The sequence below is a fragment of the Methylocapsa palsarum genome (assembly GCF_900114285.1).
Taxonomy (GTDB): domain Bacteria; phylum Pseudomonadota; class Alphaproteobacteria; order Rhizobiales; family Beijerinckiaceae; genus Methylocapsa; species Methylocapsa palsarum.
Genome location: NZ_FOSN01000008.1, coordinates 144,459 through 171,452 on the forward strand (window position 1 = coordinate 144,459; position 26,994 = coordinate 171,452).

The window sequence follows — 26,994 nt, forward strand, 5'->3', positions numbered from 1 at the left end:
CGGTTAATACAGCCCGCCCGTTCCTGTCCCCACCAGTTTGTCCGCATCCGGATTGACCGTCTGCACGCGCGGGCTTGAATCGCTCGCCGCGTAGGAATCGGGCGGCGCGGTGCCGGGCTTGAACGCCTCGAGGATTGCGCCCGCGCCGTTGGAGCGCATCCCCGACTTGGGATCGACGGAAATCAGCTTGATCCCCGGCGGCACGCGGAACGGCACGTCGGGCTTGTCTTTCAGCGCCATTTTCATGAAGTCGCGGAAAATCGGCGCCGTGTATTGCGCCGCCTGCGCCGAATCGCCGAGCGAGCGCGGCTGGTCATAGCCCATGAAGACCCCGACGGCGAGATCGGGCGAGAAGCCAACGAACCAGAGATCCTTGGCCTCGTTGGTCGTTCCGGTCTTGCCGGCGAGATGCTTGCCGACCTCCTTGATCGACTGGCCGGTGCCGCGCTGGATGACGCCTTCCATGATCGAGGTGATCTGGTAGGCGGTCAGGGGATCCAGCACCTGCTCGCGCTTGTCGATCAGCTTCGGCTCGGGCTGGTTCTCCCATTTGGCGGCGTCGCAGCCGTCGCAGACGCGCTCGTCGTGGCGGTAGATCGTCTTGCCCCAGCGGTCCTGGATACGGTCGATGAGGGACGCCTTGATCCGTCGCCCCCCATTGGCGAGCATGGAATAGGCGGTGGTCATGCGCATCAGGGTCGTCTCGCCCGATCCAAGCGACATGGCGAGGAAGGGCGGCAGATCGTCGTAGATGCCGAAGCGCTTGGCGTATTCGGCGATGAGCGGCATGCCGACGTCGCGGGCGAGCCGGACCGTCATCTGGTTGATCGAATGTTCGACGCCGTAGCGCAACGTGTGCGGGCCGCCCGACTTGCCCTCGAAATTTTCCGGACGCCAGACGCCAAGCCCCGGCCCCTGATCGATTTCGATCGGCGCGTCGAGAATGATCGAGGACGGCGTGTAGCCGTTGTCGAGCGCCGTCGCGTAAACGATGGGCTTGAACGACGAGCCCGGCTGGCGCAACGCCTGGGTGGCGCGGTTGAACTCGGACTGGTCGAACGAGAACCCGCCGACCATCGCGAAGACGCGGCCGGTGTAGGGGTCCATGGCGATGATCCCGCCGCTGACTTCCGGAATCTGGCGGAGCCGGAACTGGCCGGGCTTGCCGTCGACGGGCTCGACGTAGATCACGTCGCCCGGCCCGAGCGAGGCCCGGGAACCGGAGCCGCGGGTCCAGCGCATTCCGGCGTTGATCAGCTGGCCCGATTCACGCTCGCGCTCGATCTCGCCCGATTTCTCGCGGCGGGGCTGGAGGCCGATGCGCGCCCCCGATTCCGTGGCGTCGATGACGACGGCGAGGCGCCAGGGCGCCACATCGCCAAGGTTCGGAACCTCGGCGAGCGGAACGCCCCAGTCCTGGCTGATGTCGATGTGGCGCATTGGCCCGCGGAAGCCGTGGGCCTCGTCGTAGCGCACGAGACCGTCGACCAGGGCGCGGCGGGCCATTAGCTGCATCTTCGGATCGAGCGTGGTGCGGACGGAGAGGCCGCCTTCGTAAAGTTTCTTCTCGCCGTATTTCTCACCCAGTTCGCGGCGGACCTCCTCGGCGAAGAATCCGGCGGCGAAGGCGTTCGGCGACAAGACCCGCGGATTGACGCCGAGCGGCTCGGCCTTCGATTTTTCGCCTTCCTCGCGGGACACGTAGCCGTTTTCGACCATCCGGTCGATCACCCAGTTGCGGCGCTCGATCGCCCGTTCGCGCTTCTGGAACGGATGATAATTGTTCGGCGCTTTCGGCAATGCGGCGAGATAGGCGACTTGCGCGACCGTGAGCTCATGGACCGACTTGCCGTAATAATTGAGCGCGGCGGCGGCGACGCCGTAATTGCCAAGGCCGAGATAGATCTGATTGAGATAAAGCTCGAGAATCTTGTCTTTCGAATATGCGCCCTCGATCCGGAACGAGAGAAGCGCCTCGCGGATCTTGCGTTCGATCGAGCGTTCGTTGGTCAAAAGGAAATTCTTGGCGACCTGCTGCGTGATGGTCGAGGCGCCCTGCACCCGCTTGCCGCCCTGGACCAGCACGATCAGATTGCGCACGATGCCTTCGGGATCGACGCCGGCGTGAGAATAGAAATTCTTGTCCTCGGCCGAAAGGAACGCCTCTTTCACGCGCGCCGGAATGGCGTCGCTCGGCAGATAGAGTCGGCGCTCGCGCGCATATTCCGCGACAAGCGAACCGTCGCTTGCGTGGACGCGCGTCATGACCGGCGGCTCATAGTTCTTGAGCTGCGTATAGTCCGGAAGATCCCGTTCGAACGTCCAGATCACCAGACCGGCCGCGCAGGCGCCAACGACGAAAATGACCGCGCCGGTCGCAAAGACAAATCCGAAAAAACGGGCGATGAGCCGCATGCAGAAAGGCCTCTTAAAAAATCATCCGCGCCGTCCGGCGAAAATAAATGAGGGGCGTCGATTTCCCGGACAGAAACTGGAAAGTCGCTACACGCCGACCCATCCGGGCCGGCCAATTCAGTTTGAGGGCGTCACGAAGCATTGCCGAGACAAAACTAACGACGGACCCTGACCAAATCCCCTGAAACTTAAGCACTGCCAATGATGAACGGTAGATCATCCCTGCGGCGTATTTGTGTTGATAATTTGTCGGCCAGCGGCGACGGACTTCAATTTCCCGGCCGACGAATTGACCGGCGCGGCCGGCACCCGGCACATGAAGAAATTTGTTCGATCGATCATAAATCCCGTAAATTCAATAGTTAAGCTCTATCGATCTATCGTTTGTATGATGCTGACGATGCGACAGGCCGGTCTGCTTTCAAGGGCCTGCGTTCAACTAAAGGCTTCAGTTCAATGCGAAGCGCCCGCTTGAACGTCCCGACGTCCCCCTCCAACAGTGGCGCCCGTGACTGCGCCAGGCGGAGCCTGCCCATCTGAGTTCGATACGTCCTTGTCGACCTTGCCGACGGGAGTCCAGTCCTTTTCCGCCGGGATCGAAGCCGTCGGACTTTCCTTTGAATCAAAAAATGCAGCGATCGCTTCGGCGACGCGTCCCGCGGCCTTATCGCGCCATTCAGCCGAACTCAACGACGCGTCATCCTTCCGGTTGGACAGATAGCCAAGCTCCAGAAGGACCGACGGCACATCGGGCGCCTTCAGGACTCGGAAGCCCGCGGAGCGCTGGGGGTTTTTGTTAAGTCGTCCAGCAACTTTCCAATAATTCGTGAGAGTTCGCGCGAAGACATGGCTATAAGCGCGGGTTTCGCGCCGGGTCAGGTCGAAAAGAATATCGGAAACGCCGCTCGCCTCCTCCGCGCCCTCGATCCCCGCCTGCGCATCCGACTGGTTTTCCTTCTCGGCGACGCGCGCCGCCTCGGCGTCGGAGGCGCGGTCGGAAACCGTGTAGACGGTCGCTCCGGCGACGTCGGCGGCCTCGGAGAGAATGTCCGCATGGATTGAGACGAACAGCGCCGCATTGGCGCCGCGCGCCATCTTGACCCGGTCGGAGAGCGGGATGAAACTGTCGTCGGTCCGCGTCAGAACCGTCGTGAAACGCGGGTCGGCGCGAAGTTTGTCGGCGAGCATTCTGGCGAAATCGAACACGAGGTCCTTTTCGACCAGGCCGTTGACCATGGCTCCGCTGTCGATCCCGCCGTGTCCCGGATCAATCATGACGACCGGTTTCGACGTCGTCGCGGCCGCGGCTTCGAAAGGCTCAGCCTTTGCCGCTTTCGCCTGATCCGCCCTCGCCGAGCGCGCGGATTCGACGGCGGCCCGGAAGCTCGCGCGATCGGTTCGGGCGAGTTCTATGACCAGGCGCGGGCCTGTCCCCTCGCCGCTCGAATCGCAGATGGCGCGAACGATTCGCGCCGGCGAGTTAAGCTCAAGGATGATGCGGGATTTGCCCTGGCCCAATTGGCCGAAACGGAACGAGTCGATCAAACTCGACCATTGCTGGGGATCAGACCGGCGCAAACGCCGCTTCGATAATTTTCCGGCCTCGGGGTCAATCGCGAAATCGATCTGGGGAAGATCCACGATGACGCGGTCGGGCCCTGACAGGACAAAACTCGCGGCGTCAACCGGCGCAGAGAGAACAAACACAAGCTTTGCTTTATCGTCGTTCTGCTCGAGGAGAGCCTCGCGAGCGAGGGGCCTTGCAATCTGCCGCTCGCCGGCTTCCGCCCGGGCGTTAACCGATTCATCGGCCCGGAGCGCTCCAGAAAAGATAACCGAGGAGATCGTCAGAACCGCCAGCGCCGCTGACGCCAAGCCGGGCGGCGCGGACTTCTGAAAATTCGCGCCCTTCAGCATCCTTCCTCCCTTGGCGCCCATCCAGACATTATCTGGCGTGTCTCATTTTATCGTATCTCATTCTATAAGGTGCCTGAGTTTACACGAAATTCATAAGACGCAGCTGGTTAACGCCGTGATAACCATCTCCCATGCCCTGGGCATAGTCCGATTGGATTGAACTCATCCAATCATCAAGAATATGCTCAAGTTTCTGAATCCGGAGCGATTTCTGATCTACCGAATGATCACATCCGTCCGAAAAACGCTCTGGCGCCGCGCTTGCGGTCGAGTAAAACACTTGCCAAAGAGTTCGGAAACCCGATATGAAAGCTTTATCCCGTTCTCGGGGTTCGATTCTTGTTGTTCGATCCCGCAGCGAGTATGGCTCTCCGGGCCCACTTCGAATCTCGCTTTCGAGCGCGGCTGATCGGTCGGCGTCGTCTGTTTCGTGTTCCCAGAAAATTCCTGGCGAAGGTGAAGCTGGCGAAGGTGAAGCTGGCGCTGGAAACCAGGCGCGGTCCTCGCGCCGGAATTGAATATAGTGAAATCTGGTTTTTGAGTTCTTCGGCTTGTCAAAAAAGGCAGGCGTCTTTTCAAAAAGGACGTTTTGTCAAAAACAACATGGCGTCTTGCCGATAAAGAGTACGGCGCCTTCCGAAAAGAACATGGCGTCTGGTCAACAAGGACATGGTCTAACCTAGTGTCGAGTTATTCGGCGACCGTCATGCTGAGAGACACGCTCCGCGCCGTCCCGCGAGAACGTTTCGTCGCCTTCCGCCCCGAAACATCGAAAATCGGCCGGGCGCGTCTGCGCCGGTTCGGTTCAATTTTTTTACCTGGCGTAGAACTTCGCGGCTCTTGCTCCGCGAAAGATATCCGCCTTTCTGTTCCTGTTTTTCCCCCTTCCTTCCATCAAACGCCTGACGCGCCTCCGTGTCGGCCTCGCTCCGTTCCGAAAGCCCGTTTACGGGATTTCGCTTGCGGAGCCGGTCCCGAGCGCGCTGGGCCTCAAAGAGATTCAAATGGCCAACAAAATGCTTATCGACACGTCCCACCCGGAAGAGACCCGGGTGGTTGTTCTACGTGGTAACCGGGTCGAAGAATTCGATTTCGAATCTGCAAGTAAAAAACAGCTCCGCGGGAATATTTATCTCGCCAAAGTCACCCGGGTCGAACCGTCCTTGCAAGCCGCTTTCGTCGATTACGGCGGCAACCGGCACGGGTTTCTCGCTTTTTCGGAAATTCACCCGGATTATTACCAGATTCCGGTCAGCGACAGACAAGCGCTGATCGAGGAAGACGCCAAAACCCAAAGCGAAGACGAGGACGAAGACTCGCGGTCGCCGCGCCGCAGCCGGCGTTTCCGGCGCGGGGACCGCGACCGGAACGGCAGGCGCGCCGAAAAGCGGCGCGATGACGAAACGATCTCCGGCGCGCCCGACGGAAACCCGCCAGCGGAGGCGGGCTCGCAGTTCGAAGACGCCGCCGCCTCGGTGACGCAACCTGAATTCGGCCAGGCCGATGAGGGAGAGATTGCGGCGCAAGCCTCGAACCAAATTCCGGCGGAATTCTTTCCTCCCGAAGAAGACTTCGGCAGAGCCCCCGCGGCGGTCCCTGAAAACCGGGCGGAAGACGACAGCGCCCTTTCCGAATCTGGTTCGGCTGATCCAAGCCTTTCCCGCGAAGAGAGCGCCGCGCATGGATCTGCGGATTCGAACGAGAATCGTCCGTTCGCGCCGGAAAACCTTGACGTCTGGAACGCCGATTTCCAGCCGGACGAAACATCCTCCGGAACCCCGACGAACGCGGGAGCGGAGCTTCAGGGCGACCGCGGGGCCGACGCGGGCAGCCGCGACTCAGATCACCGCCCCTCCGATCGCCGCCCATCCGACGCCGAAGAAGACGGCGAAGACGAAGATGAACACATTGAACAGCTCGGCGGCGACGCCATGGAGGAGTTGCCCTCACGTCCGCAGCGCTACCGCAAGCAGTATAAAATCCAGGAAGTCATCAAGCGCCGCCAGGTGCTTCTTGTTCAGGTCGTCAAGGAAGAGCGCGGCAACAAGGGCGCGGCGCTCACGACCTATCTCTCGCTCGCGGGAAGATATTCGGTTCTCATGCCGAACACCGCGCGCGGCGGCGGGATTTCGCGCAAGATCACCGATTCGGAAGACCGGCAGCGGCTGAAATCGATCGCGCAGGAGCTCGAAGTTCCTGAAGGCATGGGCGTCATCCTGCGAACCGCCGGAGCGTCGCGGACAAAGGCCGAGGTCAAGCGCGATTTCGAATATCTGATGCGGATGTGGGAGATCGTCCGCGAAACGACCTTGAAATCGACCGCGCCCACCCTCGTCTACGAGGAAGGATCGTTGATCAAGCGTTCGATCCGCGACCTGTTCAACAAGGATATCGACGAAATCATCGTCTCCGGCGATACCGGCTACCGCGAGGCCAAGGATTTCATGGGCTTGCTCATGCCAAGCCATGTCCGGAACGTCCGCCCCTACCGTGATCCGCAGCCGATGTTCGCGAAATATGGCGCGGAATCCCAGCTTGACGCGATGTTCTCCAATCAGGTGACGCTGAAATCCGGCGGCTACATCGTCATCAACCAGACCGAGGCGCTTGTCGCGATCGACGTCAATTCCGGCCGCTCGACCCGCGAACACAATATCGAGGACACCGCGGTCCGCACCAATCTCGAGGCCGCCGACGAAGTGACCCGACAATTGCGCCTGCGCGACCTCGCGGGCCTGATCGTCATCGATTTTATCGACATGGAGGAAGGCCGCAACAACCGCGCCGTCGAGCGCCGGCTGAAGGAGGCCCTTCGAAACGACCGCGCGCGCATTCAGGTCGGCCGAATCTCTCATTTCGGCCTTCTGGAAATGTCGCGCCAGCGCATCCGTACGGGAGTGCTGGAAGGGTCAACGGTCACCTGTCCGCATTGCGCCGGAGCCGGAACGCTGCGCTCGACGTCGTCGATCGCGCTGCACGTCCTCCGGGTGCTGGAAGACGCCCTGATCAAGAGCGCGAGCCATGACATCTTGGTCAAGACGACGAGCCCCGTCGCGCTCTATATCCTGAACCAGAAACGCGCCCATTTGAGCGATCTCGAGGCCCGCTTCGGCGTCTTTGCGACCGTCGCCGTCGACGACAGCCTGACCGGGGCCGTCTATTACGCGCTGGAGCGTGGAGAGCCAGCGTCGGGCGTCGCCGCGCCTGCGCCCGTCTTCGAGCCCGCCTCGTTCACGGAACCGCAGCCCGAAACGGTCTACGAGGACGCCGAGGACGACATCGAAGCCGGATTTCCCGACGACGCGGATCAGGCAGACGGCGAGTCGGCCGAAGGCGCCGTCTCCGCGTCGGGATCCGAGTTTCAGGGTGAAACGGATGCGGACGGACGGCGCAAACGCAGACGCAGGCGCAGACGCGGCCGCGGCGGCGATCGCGAAGGTTCCGGGATCGCGGCGAACGCGCCGCAGCCGCCCGACGATGCTCTCGACGCGATCGCGAAGCTTGGAGGTCTGCAGACGCCCTTCCATGCGGAGGCGGCCCATGGACACGAATCCGAGGCGTCGCCTCAGACCGAGACCGCGATCGAAGCGTCCGTTGAAGCAGAGGATCTGCCCGCCGCCCCGTCCAGCTCTGAAACGCAACTCTCGCTCGACAGCGCAGACGGCCAGGCTGGCGCGAAATCCGCTGACGGCGCCGAATCGCCTGAAGCTGAAGCACAAGACGCCGCTCCGCGCCGCAAGCCCCGCCGGGGAACACGCGCCGCAAAGGAAACGGCGGAGCCCGGCGCCGAGAGGCCGGAACTCAACCTCGCGCTCGACGCTACCGCCGAAATCTCTGCAGCCGAAATCTCTGCGGCGGAGGTCTCTGCAGAGGGCGGTCAGGACCCGGCGGCGCCCGCCCCCCGCGCGCGCCGCACGACAAAGGCGCGAACGCCCCGCCGCGCCATAGCGCTCGAACCCGCGGATGAAACCTCCTCCCCGTCGGCGGCGGAGGCCGTTGCGAAAGCGGATCCGCAGGTGCCAGAAATCGGAGCACAAGACGCGTCCGCCGCCGCTCCCGCTGAGCCGGAGGCTCCAGCGCCGCGAATCGCATCTTTCGATGTTGAGGCGCTTTCCCAGCCGGCTCCCACGACCGAAGCAGCCAAGGCTCCGCCCGTCGCCGAGGAATCGACCCGCCCCAAGCGCTCCGGCTGGTGGCAGCGGGCGAAAGCAAGCCTCAAGGGGTAGAATATTGCGGCCGGCCGGGTTTGTCCCCGCCGGCCGCGCCCTCACTGGGACGCCTCGGTCTGGGACGCCTCGGTCAGTCCTGTTTGGCCTCAAGCTTCGACTTGAGTTCCTGCAGCCCCGCCAGGTAATTGGCGGAGATCGCTTTCTCGGCGTCCGAAGCCGGGCCTACGGGTTTGAAAGCCCCGACCCACAAAATGTTGACCCGGCCGTGATCCATTGGCAGGACCCTGATCGTCGAGACGTAATGTTCGACGGGAAAAAGGCTTTCCAGGCCCCGGTAGGAATAGGCGTGAGCCGCATCGCTCCGGGTCATTTCCCTCTCGACCGTCATCCCTCCGTCAACGCCGGTCAGGATCCTCTCCCTCGCCTTGCCATCCTGCTTCAGTTCGCAGGAGGCGACCGCCGGGTGCCACTCCTTGATGCCGCAGAAATCCCCGATCGCCGCCCAGGCCTTGTCAGGCGTTGTCCTGACCTCGACCTTCTCCAGCACCTGGTTCGCCAAAACGCTGGTCGGCAAAAGAAGGACGAACGCGGCCGTCAGCCCGGGATTTCGCATCGCTGCTCCTTGATCGCTGCTCCTTGAAGGTGAAGACCGGAACGGATGGAGTTTGGCCCGCCGCGTTTCCATTCGGCCTCCGGCGCCCTATGTTGCGCCTCACTCAACGGAGAAACTCCATGTTCCCTCGCAGCTTTTCGCAAATCACGTCTCGCGGCCTCGGCATCGCCATGCTCGCGTTCGCCGGTCTCGGGCTGGCCGGCGCTCCAGCGCGTTCGGAGGAATTTTCGGTCAGCCAGAAAGCCGAAATCGAAACCATCATCAAGAATTACCTTTTGCAGAAGCCGGAGGTGCTGCGCGACGCCATCGCCGAACTCGACGCCCGCGAGAAGCTTGCGGAAGCCAAGGCCCGCGACGCTGTCGTCAGCGACATGTCCAGCCCGCTCTACCGCGTCGAAAATCAGGCCGTGATCGGCAATCCCAACGGTAAGGTCACCCTGATCGAGTTCTTCGATTATAATTGCGGCTATTGCAAACGCGCCCTGGGCGATATGGCGCGACTCATGAAGGACAATCCCGACCTGCGCGTGATCTTGCGCGATCTGCCGATTCTTTCGCAAGGGTCTCTCGAGGCGGCCCATATCGCCAATGCGGCCGCGGTTCAGTTCAAGGGTGAAAAATTCTGGGAGTTCCACCAGCGGCTGCTGGGATCTCGTGGCCAGGTCGGCAAGGCAGAAGCGCTCGCCGCCGCCAAGGACCTTGGCGCCGACATGGACAAACTTGCAAAAGACGCCGAGCAGCCCTCGGTCGCCGCCAATATCGAGCAATCGACCCAGCTCGCGAAGTCGCTCGGGATGACCGGAACCCCGAGCTATGTCATCGGCGACGAGGTCGTCGTCGGCGCGGTCGGCTACAAGGATCTGCAGCCCAAGGTCGTCAATGTCAGGAAATGCGGCAAGGCGATCTGCTGAGAAGGCGGCTTTGCGACCTTTGAGCCGGACATCGTGAACATGGCGACCGCAATCGTGATTCTCGGCGGGGTCGGACTGTTCCTGCTCGGCATGTCGGTCATGACCGACGGTCTGAAGGCGCTCGCGGGCTCCGCGCTTCGCACGGTGCTGGGCAAGGCCGCGGCGACGCCGTTATCCGGGACCTTCTGGGGCGCGATCGTGACGCTCCTCGTGCAATCGTCGAGCGCGGTGACGATGACGACGATCGGCCTCGTGAGCGCCGGTCTTCTCACCTTCCCGCAAGGGCTGGGTCTCGTGTTCGGCGCCAATATCGGCACCACGGGGACCGGCTGGCTCATCGCGCTGGTTGGCGTGCGCGTCTCGCTGTCGACCTACGCGCTTCCACTGATCTTCGCCGGCGCGTTGACGAAGGTGCTGGCGAGCGGACGCATCGCCGCGGGGGGTGCCGCGGTCGCGGGCTTCGCTCTTGTCCTCTACGGGCTGACGACGCTCCAGCAGGGCATGGGCGGACTTGCGGCGAGCCTCAATCCCTCGGATCTTCCCGCCGTCATCGGTTCGCCGGGCGTCGGGTGGCTCGAAGGGTGGATCGGTCTCTTCACGCTGATCGCCGTCGGAATTGCGATGACGGCGGTCATGCAATCCTCGACCGCGGCGATCGCGGTCACCATCTCCGCTTTCTACGCGGGAGCCGTCGGACTCGAACAGGGCGCGGCGCTGATCGTGGGACAGAACATCGGGACGGCGACAAGTTCGGCGCTCGCCGCGATCGGCGCGAGCGTAACGGCGAAGCGCCTCGCGCTCGCCTATGTGCTGTTCAAGGTCATAGCGGCGCTCATCGCGCTCGCCGCCTTTCCTTTCACCGCCGCGCTGATGGGGCGCCTTTCGCCGAAAATCGACGGGACGACGCTGCTTGCGGCCTATCACACGGCCTACAACGTCGTCGGCGTCGCGGTCCTTCTTCCGGCGACGCAATGGTTCGGCCGCTTCGTGGAGCGTCTCCTGCCCTCAAAGGAATCGCCGCTCGAACGCGCGCTCGACCCCGCCGCGCTCGAAAACCCGGTTGTCGCCGTCGAGGCCGCCCGCCGCATCGTGGCGGAGACGCTCGCAACGATCGCGGTCTCCGTCGCCGCCTCCCTGTCCGGGGGGGACGGGCGGACGAAATTGGACCCGGCGCCCTCCGCCGCGGCGCTCAGGCAAGTACGAAACTTTCTCTCCGAATTAAAGGAGCCGCCCGAAACCGAGGCGGAACGGTGCCGAATGACGAGCACGCTTCTCGCCCTCGACCACGCCTCCCGCCTCGTGGAGATCCTGGGAACTGGCGAACGTCCGGGGACGGAGACTGGCGATTCCGAGGATCTTCGCGCGGCCGAACTCTGCAAAGAGAGCGTCCTCTGGGCGCAGGCGGCAGTTGAATCGATCATCACGGAATCCGCGCTCAGCGAGCGCGCCCGGCCAGTCGGATGGCGCGCGTCGCCTGAGGCGACCACCGCGGTCGCCGAGGTCGAAAAAGCCACAAAGGCGCTCGCCACCATGCTGCCCGGCCATCGCGCCGCGATCCTTATATCCGTGGCGCCGGGGCAAGTGACCGCCGCCGAGGCTTTGACGAGGATCGACGCGGCCCGACGCCTCGAGCGTATCGCGCATCACACGTGGCGTTCGACGGCGCATCTTCTGGGCGAGGGTCAAGCCATGCCGGCGACCAAGGCGGCCATATGACCGGGACAACAGCAGACAAGACATTCGCCGGCAACAACGCGGCGCGCGACGGCCAGCCGAGCGGCGCTCCCAAAATGGGCGATAAAAGCTGGATTGGATCAGATCGCTTTCGGATCCCGGAGCAGAGCCCGGAAGGTCTCGTGCGCAGGGAAGAAATGACGCGCAGGGAAGAAATTAAATGTGCGGCTGTTTGATATTAATGGCAGGAGAGGAGGGACTCGAACCCCCAACCCCCGGTTTTGGAGACCGGTGCTCTACCATTGAGCTACACTCCTAGGCGCGACTGCTTTTAGCTTGAACTCACGCGCCATGGCAACTGGCTGTTTCAATCTTGCCGCCGCGCCGCGCGCTCAAAGAGCGCCGTGAGCGCTTTCCGGCTGTATGCGATCCATCGGTTGATCAGAAATCGCTCCAGATTCAAAAGCTTGAGCATATTCTTGTCGATTGGTCCAATCCAATCGGAATATGCTCTAGCAGGTCAATTCCTCTGAAAATCAGATTCGCCCGCGACCCATGACCGTTAAAATCCTCAAACAGGCTTCGACCGCCGAAACCATCGCCCGTCTGGCGGCGATCGTCGGAGAACGCCATGTTCTGACCGGCGCGGCGGATATGGCGGGCTTCCTGCGCGAGCCGCGCGAATTGTTCGTTGGCGAGGCGGCCTGCGTCGTCAAGCCGGGCTCCACCGCCGAAGTCGCGGCCATCGCGCGGCTCTGCCACGAGACCTCCACTCCCCTCGTGCCGCAAGGCGGCAACACCGGACTTGTCGGCGGACAAACCTCCAGAACGCCGGACTCGATCGTGCTCTGGCTCGGCCGCTTGCAGGCGGTGCGCGAGATCGACGTCTCGTCCAACACGATGATTGTCGAAGCCGGGGTGACCCTTTCGCGCGCGCAGGACGAGGCCAGCCGCGTGGGGCGGCTGTTTCCGCTCTCCCTCGCCTCGGAAGGGTCCTGCACCATCGGCGGCAATCTCGCGACCAACGCCGGCGGGACCGCCGTCATCGCCTATGGCGGCGCGCGGCGGCTGGCGAACGGGCTCGAAGTCGTGCTCGCCGACGGGCGAATCCTGTCGAACCTCAGCAAGCTCGCGAAGGACAACACCGGCTACGACCTCAACGATCTTTTCATCGGCTCGGAAGGAACGCTCGGCATCATCACCGCCGCCGTCCTGAAGCTCTATCCAAAGCCGCGCGCGGTCGAGACGGCGCTGATCGGGCTCGCTTCTCCCGCCAAGGCCGTGGCCCTGCTCAACCTTGCGCTGGATCATGCCGGCGGCGAGGTGACCACATTCGAACTGATCCCGCGAATCGGCCTTGATTTCGTCTTCGCCCATGCGCCGGGCGCGCGCGACCCGCTGGCGCGAGCGCACGCCTGGTACGTTCTGCTCGAACTCTCCTCGCAAAGCCGGCAAGGGCTTGGCGAGCGGCTGCTCGATCTCCTGAGCGCCGCCGCCGATCAGGGGCTTGTTGAGGACGCCGCCATTGCCGCCTCGGAGAATCAACGGGCGGCGTTCTGGCGCCTGCGCGAACTTTTGCCCGAGGTGCAGAAACATGAGGGCGGCTCGATCAAGCACGACGTCAGCGTCGCCATCGCGGACGTTCCTGTTTTTCTAAACGAGGTGGAGCGCGCCGTCAGCGCAGCCATGCCCGGCGCGCGCATGGTCCCCTTCGGTCATCTCGGCGACGGCAATATCCATTGCAACGTGTCCCAGCCCATCGGCGCGGACAAGGCCGTGTTCCTCTCGCGCTGGGACGAGATCAATTCCATCGTGCACGGCATTGTCGCGCAGCATCACGGCTCGATTTCGGCCGAGCACGGGATCGGGCAATTGAAGCGCGATCTGCTGCCGCAGGTGAAGGACAAGGTCGCGATGGAGGTCATGCGCGCCTTGAAAGCGACGCTCGATCCGAACAATATCCTCAACCCCGGCAAGGTTCTCTAGACCCGCACCTCCATTGAAAGGCTCATACTATGCCGCTGACCCGCGTCGCGCTCCTGAAAGGCAAATCCCGCGCCTATCGCAAAGCCATTCTGGATGGTGTCTACAAGGCCATGCGCGAGGCCTTCGACGTGCCGGAGGGCGATCTCTTCATGCTAATCGACGAATACAAGCCGAGCAATTTTCTCTACGGCGAGACCTATCTCGGAATCGAGCGCGACGACGATCTGGTGATCATCCAGATCACCGCCAACAACACGCGCACCACGGAAAAGAAAAAAGCGCTCTACGCGAAGATCGTGGAATTGCTTGGAGAGGATCCGGGGATCAAGCCGGAAAACATCTTCATCAATCTGGTCGAGGTGCAGAAGGAGAACTGGTCGTTCGGGAACGGGATCGCGCAATATGGGTGAATTATTGGGCGGCATCCTGCCGTAGACCAACGGGAAGCGGGATGAGCGCGATGATATGACGTGACAATTCCGCCGCCACTTCGGCATCGGATTTTAGTTCGATCAAACTTCGAGGCGATGGGATAATTTCGCCGGCCTCAATCATCGCGTCAGTAGTTCGAGGGCTTCAGCGGCGTTGAGCATTGCCTCGTCCAGCGTATCTCCTGCGGAAAGACAGCCGGGCAAATCCGGAAACCAAACGCCCACGGCCTTGTCCTCTTCCTCTTCGACGATAGCGATGTAGTAGGCCATAAGGGTCAATCTTTGGACCAGTTTACAGCCCGGCAGCACCCTTTGAGTTTCATCGGAAATCTCCGAGCGCCCAAAGTTTGGACAGACCTCATAACATCGCGCTGGCGGTCGCCGCATCAAGGTAAGATCTAGAGCGCTTTCCGATCGCATGAAGTCATGCGATCGATCAGAAATCGCTCCAGAGTCACAAGCTTGAGCATATTCTTGTCGATGGGATTGATTTAATCCGATTGGAATATGCTCTAAAGGCCCTACCCCGCCTGCACAAAACTCTCCAGCACCAGCTTGCGTCCCGCCTTGTCGAAATCCACCGTCAGCTTGTTGCCGTCGACGCCTGCGACCGTGCCGTTGCCGAACTTCTGGTGGAACACCCGCGCGCCCTTCACAAACCCCGACGCCGTGCTGGATTTGGCGATGAGTTCGCCCTCGATCTGCAACGGCCCGCGACGGTTCTGCTGGTAGGTTTTTCCCTGCTGCCCCCGCCCTTGCGCCTCGTGCTTCGATTCCTCCGCGCGCCGCCTCGCGCGCTGCCAGCCGGGCGTCGCGTAGGACGAACCATAAGTGTCCATATTGGCGAATCGCGATTGCGCATAGCCGCCATAGGCCGCGCCCGAGGCCGCCTCGACGACCTCCACATGATCGGCGGGAAGCTCGTCGAGGAAGCGCGAGGGGATCGTCGTCTGCCACAGGCCGTGGATCCGCCTGTTGGTGGCGAAATAGATTTTGGCGCGGCGCTTCGCGCGGGTGACGCCGACATAGGCGAGGCGACGCTCTTCCTCCAGCCCTGCCCTGCCCGACTCGTCGAGCGAGCGCTGATGCGGAAACAGCCCCTCCTCCCAGCCGGGCAGAAAAACGGTCTCGAATTCGAGACCCTTGGCGGCGTGGAGGGTCATGATCGAGACGCGCGGGCCGCCATCTACGCCGGCCGCCTCCATCACCAGCGAAATATGTTCCAGAAACGCGCCGAGGTCGGGAAACTCCTCCATCGAGCGGACCAGCTCTTTCAGGTTTTCAAGCCGTCCCGCCGCCTCGGCGGTGCGGTCCTTGCGCCAGAGGTCGGTATAGCCGGATTCCTCCAGAATCATCTCGGCGAGCTCGCCTTGCGGCTTCGAGTCGATCAGGGACGACCAGCGCGAGAAATCACTGAGGAGGCCGCGCAGGGTCTGGCGCTGTTTGGGCTTCAGCTCCTCGGTCTCGACCATGGCGGCGGCGGCCTGCATCAGGGGGATGCGCTGGCGGCGCGCGCAGTCGTGCAGCAATTGCAGGGTGGCGTCCCCAAGGCCGCGCTTCGGCAGGTTGAAGATGCGCTCGAAGGCGAGATCGTCGGCGGGCTGCGCGGCGCAGCGCAGATAGGCGAGCGCGTCGCGGATTTCGGCGCGCTCGTAGAAGCGCGGGCCGCCGATGACCCGGTACGGCAGGCCGAGCGTAATGAACCGCTCCTCGAACTCGCGCATCTGGAAGGACGCCCGCACGAGAATCGCAACCTCGTCCAGCGCATGGCCCTTGCGCTGCAATTGTTCGATCTCCTCGCCGACGGAACGGGCCTCCTCCTCACTGTCCCAGACGCCGGCGACAGTCGGCTTCGCGCCGAGTTCGCCGTCGGTGAAGAGGGTCTTGCCGAGCCGGCCCTCGTTATGCGCGATGAGCGAGGCGGCGACCGCGAGGATATGGCCGGTCGAGCGGTAATTACGTTCGAGCCGGATGACTTTCGCGCCGGGAAAATCGGCCTCGAAGCGCAAAATGTTGTCGACCTCGGCGCCGCGCCAGCCATAGATCGATTGATCGTCATCGCCGACGCAGCAGACGTTGTGCCGGCCCTGGGCCAACAGCCGCAGCCACAGATACTGGACGATATTGGTGTCCTGGTATTCGTCGACGAGCATATAGCGGAAACGGCTCTGATATTGGGCGAGAACGTCCGGGTTTTCCTTGAAGAGCCGCAGACATTCGAGCAGAAGATCGCCGAAATCGGCGGCGTTCAGAATTTTGAGCCGCTCCTGGTACAGCGCATAGAGCTGGCCGCCCTTGCCGTTGGCGAAGGCGCCCGCCTCGCCCGCCGGAACATGAGCCGGGTCGAGCCCGCGGTTTTTCCAGGCGTCGATCTGAAACGCGAGCGCGCGGGCGGGCCAGCGCTTGTCGTCGATGTTCTCGGCTTGCAGGACCTGTTTCATCAGGCGGATCTGGTCGTCGGTATCGAGAATGGTGAAGCTCGACTTCAGGCCGACGAGTTCGGCGTGACGGCGCAGGATCTTGGTCGAGATCGCGTGAAAGGTGCCGAGCCAGGGCATGCCTTCGGCGACGGGACCGGCAAGCAGCGCCACCCGCTCCTTCATTTCGCGCGCGGCCTTATTGGTGAAGGTCACGGCGAGAATTTCATGCGCCCGGGCGCGTCCCTGCGCGATCAGATGCGCGATCTTGGTGGTGAGGACGCGGGTCTTGCCCGTCCCGGCGCCGGCGAGCACCAGCACCGGCCCGTCCATCGCCTCGATCGCCTCGCGCTGTTCCGGGTTCAGGCCGTCGAGGTAGCGCGGACCGCCAGCGGCGGCCCGGGCGCGGGCGGCGATTCCGCCCGGACGGGGGGAATGCGCGCCTTGGTCCGCATCGAGATCGTCAATGAAAAAGGGATCGGTCAAACTGCCCGGCTCCTGCGGCGCGGCGGCGAATCGGGTTGCATTATGCGCCTAATGCGTCAGACTCGGCTATAGGCCCTCGAACGAAGCTTCGCTGACGCCAGACCCTGGCTCATTCGCGGCCCCGTCGCGGGACGCAGCCGCCGTCGCGTTCAGGACAAAAACCCGTATCGCCGACGAAAGGTTCGCCCCGCCGCGATCGGCGTCAATCCGGGCGACGAGGCTCGCGACCGGCTCGCCCCGGCGCCTCGCGATAGCGCGAAGACCGTCCCAGAACGCCTGTTCCAGAGTGATGCTGGTCCGGTGTCCGGCAACGCTGAGCGAATGCTTGACGTTCGCGGACGATTTTCGCCCGCTGACGTCACTCTCCGTCGCCACGATGACCTGGCGGCCCGGCGCCGATTTCAGCATCCACCGAGTCCGCCCCCGCCTCGCGTCGATGAGCGTCAAGCCGGCGGGCCGCCAATTCCAGTCCCGCGCGCGTCCCGTCCCGCTCGGCCAGGGTCGCGCCAAATTTCCTTCTGTTGGCGGCGGCGAGGCTGGCGGCTTCCTCGCGCGCCTTGCCCTTGCGGGCCCGGCGGAGGTTGACGATCTCGCCCATCAGGGCTTTTTCCGGAACGCGTCGATGGAGACGACCTTCGCCTCGCCCGGCTCAGGCGCGCCTTCGCCTTCGGGAAGCTCTGGTCCAAACTCCTGGCTTCGATCGCCGCCGCCGGCGCCCGCCGGCTTCGACGTTTGAGCATCGGCCGACGCCAGCGTCCTGACCGCGGTCAGGACCGGCGCCAGTTCCGGGCCGCCCGCCTTCCCGCCGCGCGGCGATCCGGCGTCATTCGCGCCGGTTTCGGCGGCTTCGTCCTCAAGCTCGAACTTCAGGTCGAACTCGACGGCCGGGTCAGAAAAACGGGTCACCGCGTCAAAGGGTATGAGCAGCATTTCGGGCGTGTTCTGAAACGACAGGCCTACCTCGAAGGCGTGTTCCGTCACGCTCAAACCCCAGAACTGATGCTGGAGGATGATCGTCATTTCGTCCGGATAGCGCTCGCGCATGCGCGCCGAGAGCCGCACGCCGCGCGCATGCGTCCGGAACGTAATGTAAAAATGATGTTCGCCGGGAAGGCCGTCGCGCGCTGCGTCGCCGAGCGCCTTGCGCACCACTCCGCGCAAGGCTTCCTGAACCAGAACATCGTAGCGAATCAAATCCGTCGCCATACAGCCCGCCCAAGTGAGTTCCAACATTCTATCGTATCGCAGGCTTTACCACGACTCTAGAGCATGATCACGACTTAGAGCATGACGCCATAAGACGATTCACACCTACGGGATCGCCCGACGCGTAAAATTTATCCGGCTCTAGCGAAAGTGGAGGCTTCTGTTGCCAGGTGCCTCCGAACCCCGCCTTAGAGTGCAACCCCCAAGGGCTTCAATTTCGGTACTATTACCGCATTACGCGGCAACGGCCACCGGAGCATAGTTGTCATTGGCAACTATAAGATCGGCCCGATGACGGCGGAACCATGCCGAGCGAAAGGACATCCTTTACACTCCCCGTCGAACCTATTTCGCCCCCGCCGAAACCCGCTTCGCCGCTAAGCGGGCTTTGGTGGAGGCGCCGGGTACCGCCCCCGGGTCCGAAGAGCTTATTTCGAAGCCGTTTATCGCCGTAGCCGCCGAGGCGGCAAAATCAATATAAGCATTGCGGACAACTTTACAAAGGCGAAAGCCGCGCGCCCCCCCGAAGCCGGAGCCCAGTTTGGACACGACGACAAAACAACGCCTGATTACAAAGCTTTACAGCCTGTTCGGACTCGTTCTCAGCCTCGCCTCGATTGCGGTTCTGGCGACGCTGGTCTGCACGATCGCCGCGGCCTTTGTGTTCGCCCTCGCATTTTTCCTCCCCAGAAACGCGCTGGGCGCCGCCCTGTCCGCGATGGTCCACGCCGTGCGAACGGGATCGCCCCCTGGAGCCCTGGCGGCTGCGGGCCTCGTCTCGTCCTTCCTGATCTATTCGGCCGTCGGCGCCGCGGTGCTGATCCTCGCCCGCTTGCGCGCCGGATCCGAATGGCGGCGACCCATCGCCTGGCGTCCCTGGCGATTCCTCGAACGCCGGCGCGCCTTTTGGATCATTTGCGCCTGCGCCCTTCTCTATAGTTTCGCCGCCGATGTCGCGTTCAATTATATTGATCCCAGAGCGGGCGCCTGGCTGAAAATGCCAGACGATCCGGCTCAGGCGGCGGCGATCGCCATTCTCGCGGTGATATTCGCGCCGGTCGTCGAGGAACTTGTGTTTCGCGGCTGGATCTTCACGCGGCTGCGACAGGATTTCGGCTTCGTCAGCGCGCTCCTCGTCAGCTCGGCCGTTTTCGCCGGGATGCATTACGAGGCGACGCATCTCTACGCCCTCGCGGTGTTCCCCATCGGCCTCGCCCTCGGCGCGATCCGCGAAGTCACCGGGACCATCAAGTCCACAATCGCATTTCACGCCTTCAATAATTTGGTCGCGTGCGTCCTGGGTTTCCTTGATACAGGCTGATCTTGGATACAGGCTGATCCCGAAGCTCCGTCAGCAACGCCGCCGCAAATCCCAAAGGCCCCATGCGCCCCTATCTCGATCTTATCGCGAACATCATCGGCGGCGGCGACGCCAAGCCCGACCGGACCGGAACCGGCACGCGCTCGATTTTCGGCTATCAGATGCGTTTCGATCTTGCCGAAGGCTTCCCGCTCGTCACCACCAAGAAGCTGCATTGGAAATCCATCGTGCACGAGCTTCTCTGGTTTTTGCGCGGCGACGCCAATATCGCCTATTTGAAATCGCATGGCGTGACGATCTGGGACGAATGGGCCAACGAGCAGGGCGAGCTTGGGCCCGTTTACGGCAAGCAATGGCGCTCCTGGCAGACCCCGGACGGACGCGCCATCGACCAGATTTCAGACGTGATCAATGAAATAATACACAATCCATTCTCGCGCCGTCTGATCGTCTCGGCCTGGAACCCGGCGGACATTCCAAAGATGGCCCTCGCCCCCTGCCATTGCCTGTTTCAGTTTCATGTCGCGGAGGGAGCCGACGGGGTGAGGAGGCTCTCCTGTCAGCTCTATCAAAGATCCGCCGACGCGTTTCTTGGCGCGCCGTTCAACATCGCAAGCTACGCGCTATTGACCCGGATGGTCGCTCAGGTCACGGGGCTGACGCCGGGTGATTTCGTGCATACTTTCGGCGACGCCCATCTTTACCTGAACCATTTCGAGCAGGCCCGGCTCCAGCTCAGCCGCGCGCCGCGCGCCCTTCCCCGGGTCACGCTCAATCCGGCGGTCAAATCCATTTTCGATTTCACCTTTGAGGATATCGTCCTCGAAGGATACGATCCGCATCCCTCCATCAGCGCGCCGATCGCCGTTTGAACGCCCGCTCATGACCCGTCCGGCGCAAAACGCGTCCCGTTCCGCACACCGCGCTTCCCCTTTGAAAGATCGAGGCGTTGTGACCGCCGCTCTGCACGAAGTCTCCTCGCCGCGCGCCGGGATCCACTGGATGCTGGTCACCACGTTTTTGTTCGCCTGTCAGGATTCGACCTCCGCCATCCTGCTCGCGACCTACCCCGCCATGGAGGTCACCTGGGCCCGGTATTTCGTGCATCTCGTCGTCATGACCGCCCTGATCTCCTGGCGTAACCCGGATCTCCTGCGCACGCGCCGCCCCGCCTTGCAGATTTTCCGATCGAGCCTCGCGCTGGGGTCCACCCTGTTCGGCATGCTCGGCCTGCAAGTCATGCCCCTGGTCGACGTCTCCGCCGTCGTCTGGGTCACCCCTGTGCTCGTGACCGCGCTTTCGGTGTTCCTGCTCGGCGAAAAAGTCAGCCTTGGCGGCTGGCTGAGCGTCCTCGCCGGACTGACAGGCGTCTGGGTGATCATCAATCCGACAGGGATCGAATTTTCTCCCGCGATGCTGTTCCCGTTTCTGTCAGCCTGGTCGGGCGCAACCTATCAGATCGCGACGCGGATGCTGCGGCTGAGCGACCCGCCCTTGACGACCCTGTTCTACACGGCGATCGTCGGCGTCGCCGTCTGCAGCACGTCGCTCCCGTTCACGGCCGTCATCCCCAACGCCAGGGACGCCGCTTTGATGCTGTTTCTCGGCAGTCTCGGGGTCGTCAGCCATTTCTGCATGATCCGCGCGTTCAACGCTGCGCCCGCCAATGTCGTCGCGCCCTTCGGGTATACGGCGCTGCTCTGGGCGAGCCTGTTCAGCGTCATTATTTTTTCCGCTATTCCCTCAACGCGCACATGGACCGGAGAAGCGATGATCGTCGGCGCAGGCCTGTTTATTTTCTGGCGCGAGCGCAGAAAGTGAAAACCCCCGCTCGCATTCGCGAAGCCGCCAGCGCCGACACCGCGCAGATCCTCGGCCTCATCCGCGAACTCGCCGAATACGAACATCTGTCGCAGGACGTCGAGGCGACGCAGGAGGCGATCGAGGCCGCGCTGTTTGGCCCGGGCCCAAAAGTCTTCTGCGACATCGCCGAGGAACAGGGGACGGCCGCCGGGATGGCGATCTGGTTTTACACCTTCTCGACCTTTCGCGGACGCTGCGGGATCTGGATCGAGGATCTTTACGTGCGCCCCGATTTCCGCGGCCAGGGCCTCGGCCGCGCGCTCATCGCGCGCGCCGCGCGCCGCTGCGCCGAAGAAAATCTCGGGCGGCTCGAATGGTCGGTCCTCGACTGGAATGAGCCCTCTATCGGCTTCTACAGGAAGCTTGGCGCGCGGCTGATGAGCGAGTGGACGATATGCCGCATGGAGGGCGAGGCGCTCCATGCGGTCGCCGGTCCCGTCCGGCCATGAGTCCGCCGCTCGCTCTCGTCGCCGCTGTCGCCAGCAACCGGGTCATCGGCGACGGCGATACCATGCCCTGGCGTTTGTCGAGCGATCTCAAGCGCTTCCGCGCCCTTACGATGGGCAAGCCTCTCATCATGGGACGCAAGACATTCCAGTCGATCGGGCAGGTCCTTCCCGGTCGGGAAACCATCATCGTCACCCGCGACGCGGCTTTTTCAGCGCCGCAAGCCGACGCTCCCTCGGCGGTTCATGTCGTCCACGATCTCGACGCCGCTCTCTCCGTGGCGGCGGCGCGGGCGGCGGCGATGGGCGCAGACGAAATGATCCTCGCCGGCGGCGGCGTTCTTTACGAGGCGCTGATGGATCGCGTTCAACGCATGTATCTGACCTTTGTCGACGCTGCCCCCGAAGGCGGAGTTCGGTTTCCCATCATCGATTGGTCGCAATGGATAGAGGAAAGCCGGATACGGCCGGCGCAGGGCCCGAAGGACGAAACGAGCTTCACCTTCGCCGAGTTTCTCCGGCGCTGAATCGAAACCCGTCCGCAAGCGATCGGAAGCCGCGATCATTGTCGTGCAGAAATAGCTCCCATATAAGGAGGCGGGCCGTCAGAGCGCCGCTTGCACTTGGCCCGGCGCGCTTCAGTCATATCGCGAAGAGAGATTCATGCCCTGGATTAATGACGGCGGAAATGGCGGCTCATGGAAACCCGGCCCAAGCGGCCCGTGGGGCCAAAAGCCAAGCGGCGGTCCGCCGCCGGATTTCGAGGATTTTCTCCGCCGCGGCCAGGACAAGGTCAAGCAGTGGATGCCGGGCGGTGGCGGAGCCTCGCTCGGCGGACGGGGTCTTCTCGCCCTGGTCCTCGTCGGCGTCATCCTCTGGCTCGTCTCCGGGTTCTACACGGTGGGGCCGAACGAAGTCGGTTTGAACAAGATATTCGGCCGCTACACCGGCAAGACCGGTCCCGGGCTGAACTATAATCTGCCGTTCCCGATCGGAGATGTGCAAAAGCTTCAGGTCACCGACCGCAACGCGATCAACATCGGCTTCGCGTTGCGGCAGGATTCCCGTACGCCCAATGCGCAATTGCAGACCGATCTGCCGGAAGAAAGCCTGATGCTGACCGGCGATGAAAACATCGCCGACGTCAAATTCGTCGTGATCTGGCAGATCGATCCTGTGCATCCCGAAGATTACGCCTTCAACATCGCCAACCAACGCGAAACGGTGAAGGCCGTGGCTGAAAGCGCCATGCGCGAGGTGATCGGCCGCAGCCAGATCCAGAAGATCCTGACCGCCGAGCGCAAGGTCATAGAACCCGCGGTGCAGGAGCTGATGCAGAAAATTCTCACCGAATACAAAGCGGGAATTCTGGTCCTTCAGGTTCAATTGCAATCGGTCGATCCACCCGAGCAGGTCATCGCGGCTTTCCGCGACGTGACGGCGGCCCAGCAGGACCAGAACCGCCTGCGCAACGAGGCCGAGGCCTACGCCAACCGGGTCGTTCCCGAGGCGCGCGGCAAGGCCGCCGCGACGGTTCAGGAAGCCGAGGGCTACCGGTTGCAGACCGTCGCCGAGGCTACCGGTCAGGCGTCGCGCTTCAACCAGATCTACGAACAGTACAAGAAGGCGCCCGACGTCACGCGGCAGCGGATCTATCTCGAAACCATGGAGCGCGTATTGGGCGGCATGGACAAGGTCATCATCGACCAAAGCGGCGCGGGAGGACTGGGCGTCGTTCCTTATTTGCCCCTCGGCGCCTTGCAGCCGGAAGGAGCGCGCAAATGAAGAACGTAGCCATTCTGGCGGGCGTCGCCGCCCTGATCGCTGTGTTGATCATCGCCTCCTTGTCCTTGTTCACGGTGCAGCAAACCGAACAGGCGCTCGTGCTCCGCTTCGGCGAACCGGTGTCCGGGCGCGGCCTGATCACCGATCCGGGGCTACACATGAAGATCCCCTTCATCGAAAATGTTGTCTACCTCGACAATCGGATCCTTGATCTTGAAGCGCCCAAGCAGGAAGTTCTGGCCTCCGACAACACCCGGATCGAGGTCGATTCATTTCTGCGCTACCGGATCGTCGATCCGCTGAAATTCTATCAGACGGTCGGCTCGATCCAGCGCGCGAACAGTCAGCTCGGTTTCATTTTGAATTCGGCCGTGCGGCGCGTTCTCGGCGAGGCCAATCTCACGCAAATCGTGCGCGACGACCGCGCCGCGCTCATGCTCAAGATCCGCGCTCAGGTCAATCAGGAGGGCTCTCGCCTCGGCATTGTCGCGACCGACGTGAGAATTCGCCGGGCCGACCTGCCGAAGCAGATTTCGGAGAAGGTTTTCAGCCGGATGCAGACCGAGCGCGCCCGCGAGGCGGCGGAATTCCGCGCTCAGGGCTCGGAGCAGGCGCAGACGATCACCGCCAAGGCCGACCGCGACGTGGTCGTGTTGCGCGGCGACGCGCAGCGCAAGGCGGATCAGACGAGGGGCGAAGGCGACGCGGAGCGGAACCGGATCTTCGCCGAGGCCTATGGAAAAGACCCTGATTTCTTCGCCTTCTACCGTTCCATGCAAGCCTACGAGACCGGCCTCAAGGGCAACGACACCCGCATGGTTCTCAGTCCGAAATCGGATTTCTTCCGCTTTTTCGGCACGCCTTCCGGACAAGGCGCCAAAACAGCCGGCTCATCCGCTGGCGCTCCAGCCGGGGCGCAATAAAGCGCCCCTCGCCCGGCCCGCCTCGCCTTGCGAGGGGAAAATTGCCCCGTCAAATCGGCGGCGCGCCTCTTGACCTATCCAAGGCTGTTCACCGCCCGCCATCGGGCGGCGGTCACGTTTTTATCGAGACTGATCTGGCCGACGATGGTTTCGAGCGCGATTTCGCGTGGTCGTTCAGCTGTGAGCGACGCGCTCACCTCGACCCGATCGGTGCCTTCGATGTCGGCGCTCTCGAGGCCGCGAAGATGCAGCGAGCCGGCGCAGAACCCGTCGACCAGCATCGCGCGGATATCGGCCTCCGAGACGCCCTTGCACACGACAGTGACGGCGTAGAAACTTTCAACCTCCGCGCTTTCGAGCGGCTGACGATTGATCAATCCGACGATCGGCCTCAGAACGAGGTTCACGAGAATCACCAGCGCGACGGCGACCGCGCCGCGGTCCCACTGTCCCGCGCCGGCCAAAAGCCCCACGGCGCCCGAACACCACAAGGTCGCGGCCGTGTTCAATCCGCGAACGTTGAGGCCCTCCTTGAAAATAACCCCGGCGCCCAGAAAACCTATTCCGGAGACCACCTGAGCGGCGACGCGGGTCGGCGCCGCATCCGTGAACTGACCGGCGAAAACGACATAGATCGCTGCGCCAAGCGAAACCAGCGTATTGGTCCTCAATCCTGCGAGGCGCTGGCGCCACTGGCGCTCAAAACCAATGGCCGATCCAAGAACGACAGCCGCAAAAAGATTAAAAGCGTCCCGCTCGAGGGACGGGTCGATGAATGAAGCCATGGGAGGCCGGTTCGGTTACAAAATCGAAGGAACTGGGCCGATAGGCCTCTCGCATGACAATTGAATGACCGAATTCCGTGAATGACAGATTCGTAAGAAGCGGTCAGCGGTATAGTCACTTAGTCTCCGCCCCGGCCGATGATCAGACGAACCGTGGGCGCGAGCTTCGAGGGCAGGGCGGCCTGAATCAGACTTTCGCGACAATCGGGAGCGCGACCATGACCGAACCGCCAAACACTGCCGCCGGAGCCCGTGCGACGCGCCAGGAGCGCTACGTCCTCGGCCGGAAACTGCGTCAGCGGGTCGCCCGAGAGTCTCATGCGCAATGTCCGCCCGCCGAGTCGCGCGACCCGATCGCGATCTTGACCGAAACAGACGGCGCGCGCCTCTCCGAACTGTTGCCGATCCGCTACCAGCGCATGGCCAAATCCCCGTTCACTTTCCTGCGGGGTGCGGCGGCGGTGATGGCGCATGACCTTTCGGGCCAGGCTTCGATAGGCGCCCATGTTCAGGCCTGCGGCGATTGCCATCTTCTGAATTTTGGCGTGTTCAACACGCCCGAATCGCAAATTCTTTTCGACATCAACGACTTCGACGAAACGCTCCCTGGCGTCGACTTCGCCGTCGATGTGAAGCGGCTCGCCGCAAGCGTCGCCGTCGCCGCGCGCGACGCGGGAGGGTCTGACCGAAAGGCGAAAAGCCTCGCCCGGGCGGCGGTGGAGTCCTACCGGGAATTCATTCTCGAACTCGCCGCCAAATCACCGCTTCAAATCTGGCACACGCGGATGGAGATCGACCGCGAACTTGAGCTTGTCGGCGATGACAAGCTTCGCGGCAAGTTGCGCTCGACCATCGTCAAAGCGAAAAAAGATCTCGACGCGGACGACAACTTTCCTCATCTCGCGGCCAGCAAAAATGGAATCGCTTCGATCGAAAACCGTCCGCCGCTGATTTATCATTTTCCCGCCGGCGCGGACAAAGATCAGACCATCAAGGCGAGGACCGTGTTTTCGATCTACCGTCATTCGCTCCTGCCCGAGCGGCGGGCCTTGGCGGAGCATTATGACCTTCGCGACGTCGCGATGAAGGTGGTCGGGGTCGGCAGCGTCGGAACATTCTGCGCGATCGGACTCTTCATGTCCGCAGATTCCGAGCCGTTGTTTCTGCAGGTCAAGCAGGCGTTGCCTTCGGTCCTCGAAAAAATCGCAGCGCCCCCGGCCGGTTGGGTCAATCAGGGCAGCCGGGTCGCCGACGGGCAGCGCGCCCTGCAGGCGGCCAGCGATATTTTCCTCAGCTGGACATTGGACGAGAAAACGAACAGATTTTTCTACGTGCGCCAGCTCAAGAACCGGCGTCTTGGCTCAATCGGCGAAATCATCGAAGCCAAGGCGCTCGACGTCTACGCCAACCTCTGCGGACGCACCCTCGCGCGCGCCCACGCCCGCACCGGCGATCCGGCCCTCATCGCCGGATATATGGGAAAATCGGCGGTTTTCGACGACGCCATCGCGGCCTTCGCAATGGCCTACGCCAAGCAGACCGATTACGATCATGCGTGTTTGGTCGCCGCGCTGGACCCAAGGACGGGATTGCCGACGCGGACGCTCGAACGCGGCGCTCAAGGCCATTGAACGAGGCGTCAGGCC

The 26,994-nt window shown here is 62.8% G+C and carries 23 protein-coding genes, 1 tRNA gene and 1 other RNA gene; 14 read left to right on the forward strand and 11 right to left on the reverse strand.

The genetic code is table 11. The features are described 5' to 3' along the window. Positions 1 to 3: 3 nt before the first annotated feature. On the reverse strand, positions 4 to 2,415 hold the full coding sequence (locus tag BM177_RS10840; RefSeq protein WP_091682100.1) for a penicillin-binding protein 1A: 2,412 nt from the start codon (positions 2,413 to 2,415) through the stop codon (positions 4 to 6). 453 nt (positions 2,416 to 2,868) lie between these two features. Continuing rightward, on the reverse strand, positions 2,869 to 4,332 hold the full coding sequence (locus BM177_RS10845) for an N-acetylmuramoyl-L-alanine amidase (protein ID WP_091682249.1): 1,464 nt from the start codon (positions 4,330 to 4,332) through the stop codon (positions 2,869 to 2,871). Between the two features lie 1,004 nt (positions 4,333 to 5,336). Here BM177_RS10845 and BM177_RS10865 point away from each other — a divergent pair. Beyond that, positions 5,337 to 8,558 (forward strand): ribonuclease E/G, encoded by a 3,222-nt coding sequence (locus BM177_RS10865; RefSeq protein WP_091682119.1) that lies wholly within the window; start codon positions 5,337 to 5,339, stop codon positions 8,556 to 8,558. Between the two features lie 73 nt (positions 8,559 to 8,631). On the opposite strand, the gene BM177_RS10870 is transcribed toward BM177_RS10865, so the two are convergent. Beyond that, the gene (locus tag BM177_RS10870) at positions 8,632 to 9,114 is read right to left on the reverse strand and encodes an SRPBCC family protein (RefSeq protein ID WP_175492571.1); all 483 of its coding nucleotides are present in this window, start codon (positions 9,112 to 9,114) and stop codon (positions 8,632 to 8,634) included. Positions 9,115 to 9,233: 119 nt separating this feature from the next. Here BM177_RS10870 and BM177_RS10875 point away from each other — a divergent pair, with 119 nt between their 5' ends. From BM177_RS10875 to BM177_RS10885, 3 genes are read left to right on the forward strand one after another with little or no spacing between them, the layout of a single operon-like run. Then, positions 9,234 to 10,025 (forward strand): DsbA family protein, encoded by a 792-nt coding sequence (locus tag BM177_RS10875; protein ID WP_175492572.1) that lies wholly within the window; start codon positions 9,234 to 9,236, stop codon positions 10,023 to 10,025. A gap of 39 nt (positions 10,026 to 10,064) precedes the next feature. Continuing rightward, a complete protein-coding gene (locus BM177_RS10880) occupies positions 10,065 to 11,741 on the forward strand; it encodes a Na/Pi cotransporter family protein (RefSeq protein ID WP_091682125.1) in 1,677 nt (558 codons plus the stop codon). Then, entirely contained in the window at positions 11,738 to 11,935 is a 198-nt protein-coding gene (locus BM177_RS10885; RefSeq protein ID WP_091682126.1) for a hypothetical protein, read from the forward strand. The genes BM177_RS10880 and BM177_RS10885 overlap by 4 nt, the downstream gene beginning before the upstream one ends. 6 nt (positions 11,936 to 11,941) lie before the next feature. On the opposite strand, the gene BM177_RS10890 is transcribed toward BM177_RS10885, so the two are convergent. After that, positions 11,942 to 12,016, reverse strand: a tRNA-Trp gene (locus tag BM177_RS10890). A 238-nt stretch (positions 12,017 to 12,254) separates the two neighbouring features. Between BM177_RS10890 and BM177_RS10895 the strand changes: the two genes are divergently transcribed. Both BM177_RS10895 and BM177_RS10900 read left to right on the forward strand, forming a co-directional pair. Beyond that, the gene (locus tag BM177_RS10895; protein WP_091682128.1) at positions 12,255 to 13,685 is read left to right on the forward strand and encodes an FAD-binding oxidoreductase; all 1,431 of its coding nucleotides are present in this window, start codon (positions 12,255 to 12,257) and stop codon (positions 13,683 to 13,685) included. 29 nt (positions 13,686 to 13,714) lie between these two features. Further along, the gene (locus BM177_RS10900) at positions 13,715 to 14,095 is read left to right on the forward strand and encodes a tautomerase family protein (protein ID WP_091682131.1); all 381 of its coding nucleotides are present in this window, start codon (positions 13,715 to 13,717) and stop codon (positions 14,093 to 14,095) included. Positions 14,096 to 14,236: 141 nt separating this feature from the next. Here BM177_RS10900 and BM177_RS21015 read toward each other — a convergent pair whose 3' ends face one another. The 6 genes from BM177_RS21015 to ssrA all read right to left on the reverse strand — a co-directional run bounded on the left by BM177_RS21015 (position 14,237) and on the right by ssrA (position 18,732). Then, complete coding sequence (locus tag BM177_RS21015; RefSeq protein WP_342028902.1) at positions 14,237 to 14,386, reverse strand: type II toxin-antitoxin system HicB family antitoxin; 150 nt, start codon at positions 14,384 to 14,386, stop codon at positions 14,237 to 14,239. A gap of 251 nt (positions 14,387 to 14,637) precedes the next feature. After that, a complete protein-coding gene (locus BM177_RS10910; protein ID WP_091682134.1) occupies positions 14,638 to 17,019 on the reverse strand; it encodes an ATP-dependent helicase in 2,382 nt (793 codons plus the stop codon). A gap of 66 nt (positions 17,020 to 17,085) precedes the next feature. Beyond that, a complete protein-coding gene (locus BM177_RS10915) occupies positions 17,086 to 17,427 on the reverse strand; it encodes a ribbon-helix-helix domain-containing protein (RefSeq protein ID WP_091682137.1) in 342 nt (113 codons plus the stop codon). Beyond that, positions 17,378 to 17,617, reverse strand: a complete 240-nt coding sequence (locus tag BM177_RS10920; protein ID WP_091682139.1) for a DUF4169 family protein — start codon at positions 17,615 to 17,617, stop codon at positions 17,378 to 17,380. The genes BM177_RS10915 and BM177_RS10920 overlap by 50 nt, the downstream gene beginning before the upstream one ends. Further along, positions 17,617 to 18,225 (reverse strand): SspB family protein, encoded by a 609-nt coding sequence (locus BM177_RS10925; RefSeq protein WP_091682140.1) that lies wholly within the window; start codon positions 18,223 to 18,225, stop codon positions 17,617 to 17,619. Before BM177_RS10925 ends, BM177_RS10920 begins: the two co-directional genes overlap by 1 nt. A gap of 149 nt (positions 18,226 to 18,374) precedes the next feature. Then, positions 18,375 to 18,732: a transfer-messenger RNA gene (gene ssrA, locus BM177_RS10930) on the reverse strand. A gap of 34 nt (positions 18,733 to 18,766) precedes the next feature. Between ssrA and BM177_RS10935 the strand changes: the two genes are divergently transcribed. From BM177_RS10935 to hflC, 7 genes are all read left to right on the forward strand, one after another. After that, positions 18,767 to 19,546, forward strand: coding sequence for a CPBP family intramembrane glutamic endopeptidase (locus tag BM177_RS10935; RefSeq protein ID WP_091682141.1), 780 nt, complete (start codon positions 18,767 to 18,769; stop codon positions 19,544 to 19,546). Positions 19,547 to 19,608: 62 nt separating this feature from the next. Further along, positions 19,609 to 20,418 carry a thymidylate synthase gene (locus BM177_RS10940; protein WP_091682142.1) on the forward strand — a complete coding sequence of 270 codons (810 nt, stop codon included), beginning with the start codon at positions 19,609 to 19,611 and terminating at the stop codon, positions 20,416 to 20,418. A 79-nt stretch (positions 20,419 to 20,497) separates the two neighbouring features. Next, positions 20,498 to 21,367: a DMT family transporter gene (locus BM177_RS10945; protein WP_244532260.1), complete on the forward strand. Its 870-nt coding sequence runs from the start codon at positions 20,498 to 20,500 to the stop codon at positions 21,365 to 21,367. Further along, positions 21,364 to 21,858 carry a GNAT family N-acetyltransferase gene (locus BM177_RS10950; RefSeq protein ID WP_244532261.1) on the forward strand — a complete coding sequence of 165 codons (495 nt, stop codon included), beginning with the start codon at positions 21,364 to 21,366 and terminating at the stop codon, positions 21,856 to 21,858. Before BM177_RS10945 ends, BM177_RS10950 begins: the two co-directional genes overlap by 4 nt. Further along, on the forward strand, positions 21,855 to 22,382 hold the full coding sequence (locus BM177_RS10955) for a dihydrofolate reductase (protein ID WP_091682147.1): 528 nt from the start codon (positions 21,855 to 21,857) through the stop codon (positions 22,380 to 22,382). Before BM177_RS10950 ends, BM177_RS10955 begins: the two co-directional genes overlap by 4 nt. Before the next feature lie 136 nt (positions 22,383 to 22,518). Continuing rightward, the gene (hflK, locus tag BM177_RS10960) at positions 22,519 to 23,640 is read left to right on the forward strand and encodes an FtsH protease activity modulator HflK (protein ID WP_091682150.1); all 1,122 of its coding nucleotides are present in this window, start codon (positions 22,519 to 22,521) and stop codon (positions 23,638 to 23,640) included. Next, a complete protein-coding gene (hflC, locus tag BM177_RS10965) occupies positions 23,637 to 24,563 on the forward strand; it encodes a protease modulator HflC (RefSeq protein ID WP_091682152.1) in 927 nt (308 codons plus the stop codon). The genes hflK and hflC overlap by 4 nt, the downstream gene beginning before the upstream one ends. Positions 24,564 to 24,637: 74 nt before the next feature. Here the strand turns inward: hflC and BM177_RS10970 are convergent, their stop codons facing one another. Then, positions 24,638 to 25,348 carry an MgtC/SapB family protein gene (locus BM177_RS10970; protein WP_091682154.1) on the reverse strand — a complete coding sequence of 237 codons (711 nt, stop codon included), beginning with the start codon at positions 25,346 to 25,348 and terminating at the stop codon, positions 24,638 to 24,640. A gap of 218 nt (positions 25,349 to 25,566) precedes the next feature. On the opposite strand from BM177_RS10970, the gene BM177_RS10975 reads away from it, so the two are divergent. Continuing rightward, positions 25,567 to 26,979: a DUF2252 domain-containing protein gene (locus BM177_RS10975; protein ID WP_091682157.1), complete on the forward strand. Its 1,413-nt coding sequence runs from the start codon at positions 25,567 to 25,569 to the stop codon at positions 26,977 to 26,979. Positions 26,980 to 26,994 lie beyond the last annotated feature (15 nt).

Coding starts and splice junctions, on each gene's coding strand:
- BM177_RS10875 (WP_175492572.1), top strand. CDS start 9,234: ATGTTCCCTCGCAGCTTTTCGCAAATCACGTCTCGCGGCCTCGGCATC.
- BM177_RS10975 (WP_091682157.1), top strand. CDS start 25,567: ATGACCGAACCGCCAAACACTGCCGCCGGAGCCCGTGCGACGCGCCAG.
- BM177_RS10925 (WP_091682140.1), bottom strand. CDS start 18,225: ATGGCGACGGATTTGATTCGCTACGATGTTCTGGTTCAGGAAGCCTTG.
- hflC (WP_091682152.1), top strand. CDS start 23,637: ATGAAGAACGTAGCCATTCTGGCGGGCGTCGCCGCCCTGATCGCTGTG.
- BM177_RS10865 (WP_091682119.1), top strand. CDS start 5,337: ATGGCCAACAAAATGCTTATCGACACGTCCCACCCGGAAGAGACCCGG.
- BM177_RS10895 (WP_091682128.1), top strand. CDS start 12,255: ATGACCGTTAAAATCCTCAAACAGGCTTCGACCGCCGAAACCATCGCC.
- BM177_RS10915 (WP_091682137.1), bottom strand. CDS start 17,427: ATGCTGAAATCGGCGCCGGGCCGCCAGGTCATCGTGGCGACGGAGAGT.
- BM177_RS10900 (WP_091682131.1), top strand. CDS start 13,715: ATGCCGCTGACCCGCGTCGCGCTCCTGAAAGGCAAATCCCGCGCCTAT.
- BM177_RS10885 (WP_091682126.1), top strand. CDS start 11,738: ATGACCGGGACAACAGCAGACAAGACATTCGCCGGCAACAACGCGGCG.
- BM177_RS10940 (WP_091682142.1), top strand. CDS start 19,609: ATGCGCCCCTATCTCGATCTTATCGCGAACATCATCGGCGGCGGCGAC.
- BM177_RS10970 (WP_091682154.1), bottom strand. CDS start 25,348: ATGGCTTCATTCATCGACCCGTCCCTCGAGCGGGACGCTTTTAATCTT.
- hflK (WP_091682150.1), top strand. CDS start 22,519: ATGCCCTGGATTAATGACGGCGGAAATGGCGGCTCATGGAAACCCGGC.
- BM177_RS10880 (WP_091682125.1), top strand. CDS start 10,065: ATGGCGACCGCAATCGTGATTCTCGGCGGGGTCGGACTGTTCCTGCTC.
- BM177_RS10845 (WP_091682249.1), bottom strand. CDS start 4,332: ATGCTGAAGGGCGCGAATTTTCAGAAGTCCGCGCCGCCCGGCTTGGCG.
- BM177_RS10870 (WP_175492571.1), bottom strand. CDS start 9,114: ATGCGAAATCCCGGGCTGACGGCCGCGTTCGTCCTTCTTTTGCCGACC.
- BM177_RS10920 (WP_091682139.1), bottom strand. CDS start 17,617: ATGGGCGAGATCGTCAACCTCCGCCGGGCCCGCAAGGGCAAGGCGCGC.
- BM177_RS10955 (WP_091682147.1), top strand. CDS start 21,855: ATGAGTCCGCCGCTCGCTCTCGTCGCCGCTGTCGCCAGCAACCGGGTC.
- BM177_RS21015 (WP_342028902.1), bottom strand. CDS start 14,386: ATGGCCTACTACATCGCTATCGTCGAAGAGGAAGAGGACAAGGCCGTG.
- BM177_RS10840 (WP_091682100.1), bottom strand. CDS start 2,415: ATGCGGCTCATCGCCCGTTTTTTCGGATTTGTCTTTGCGACCGGCGCG.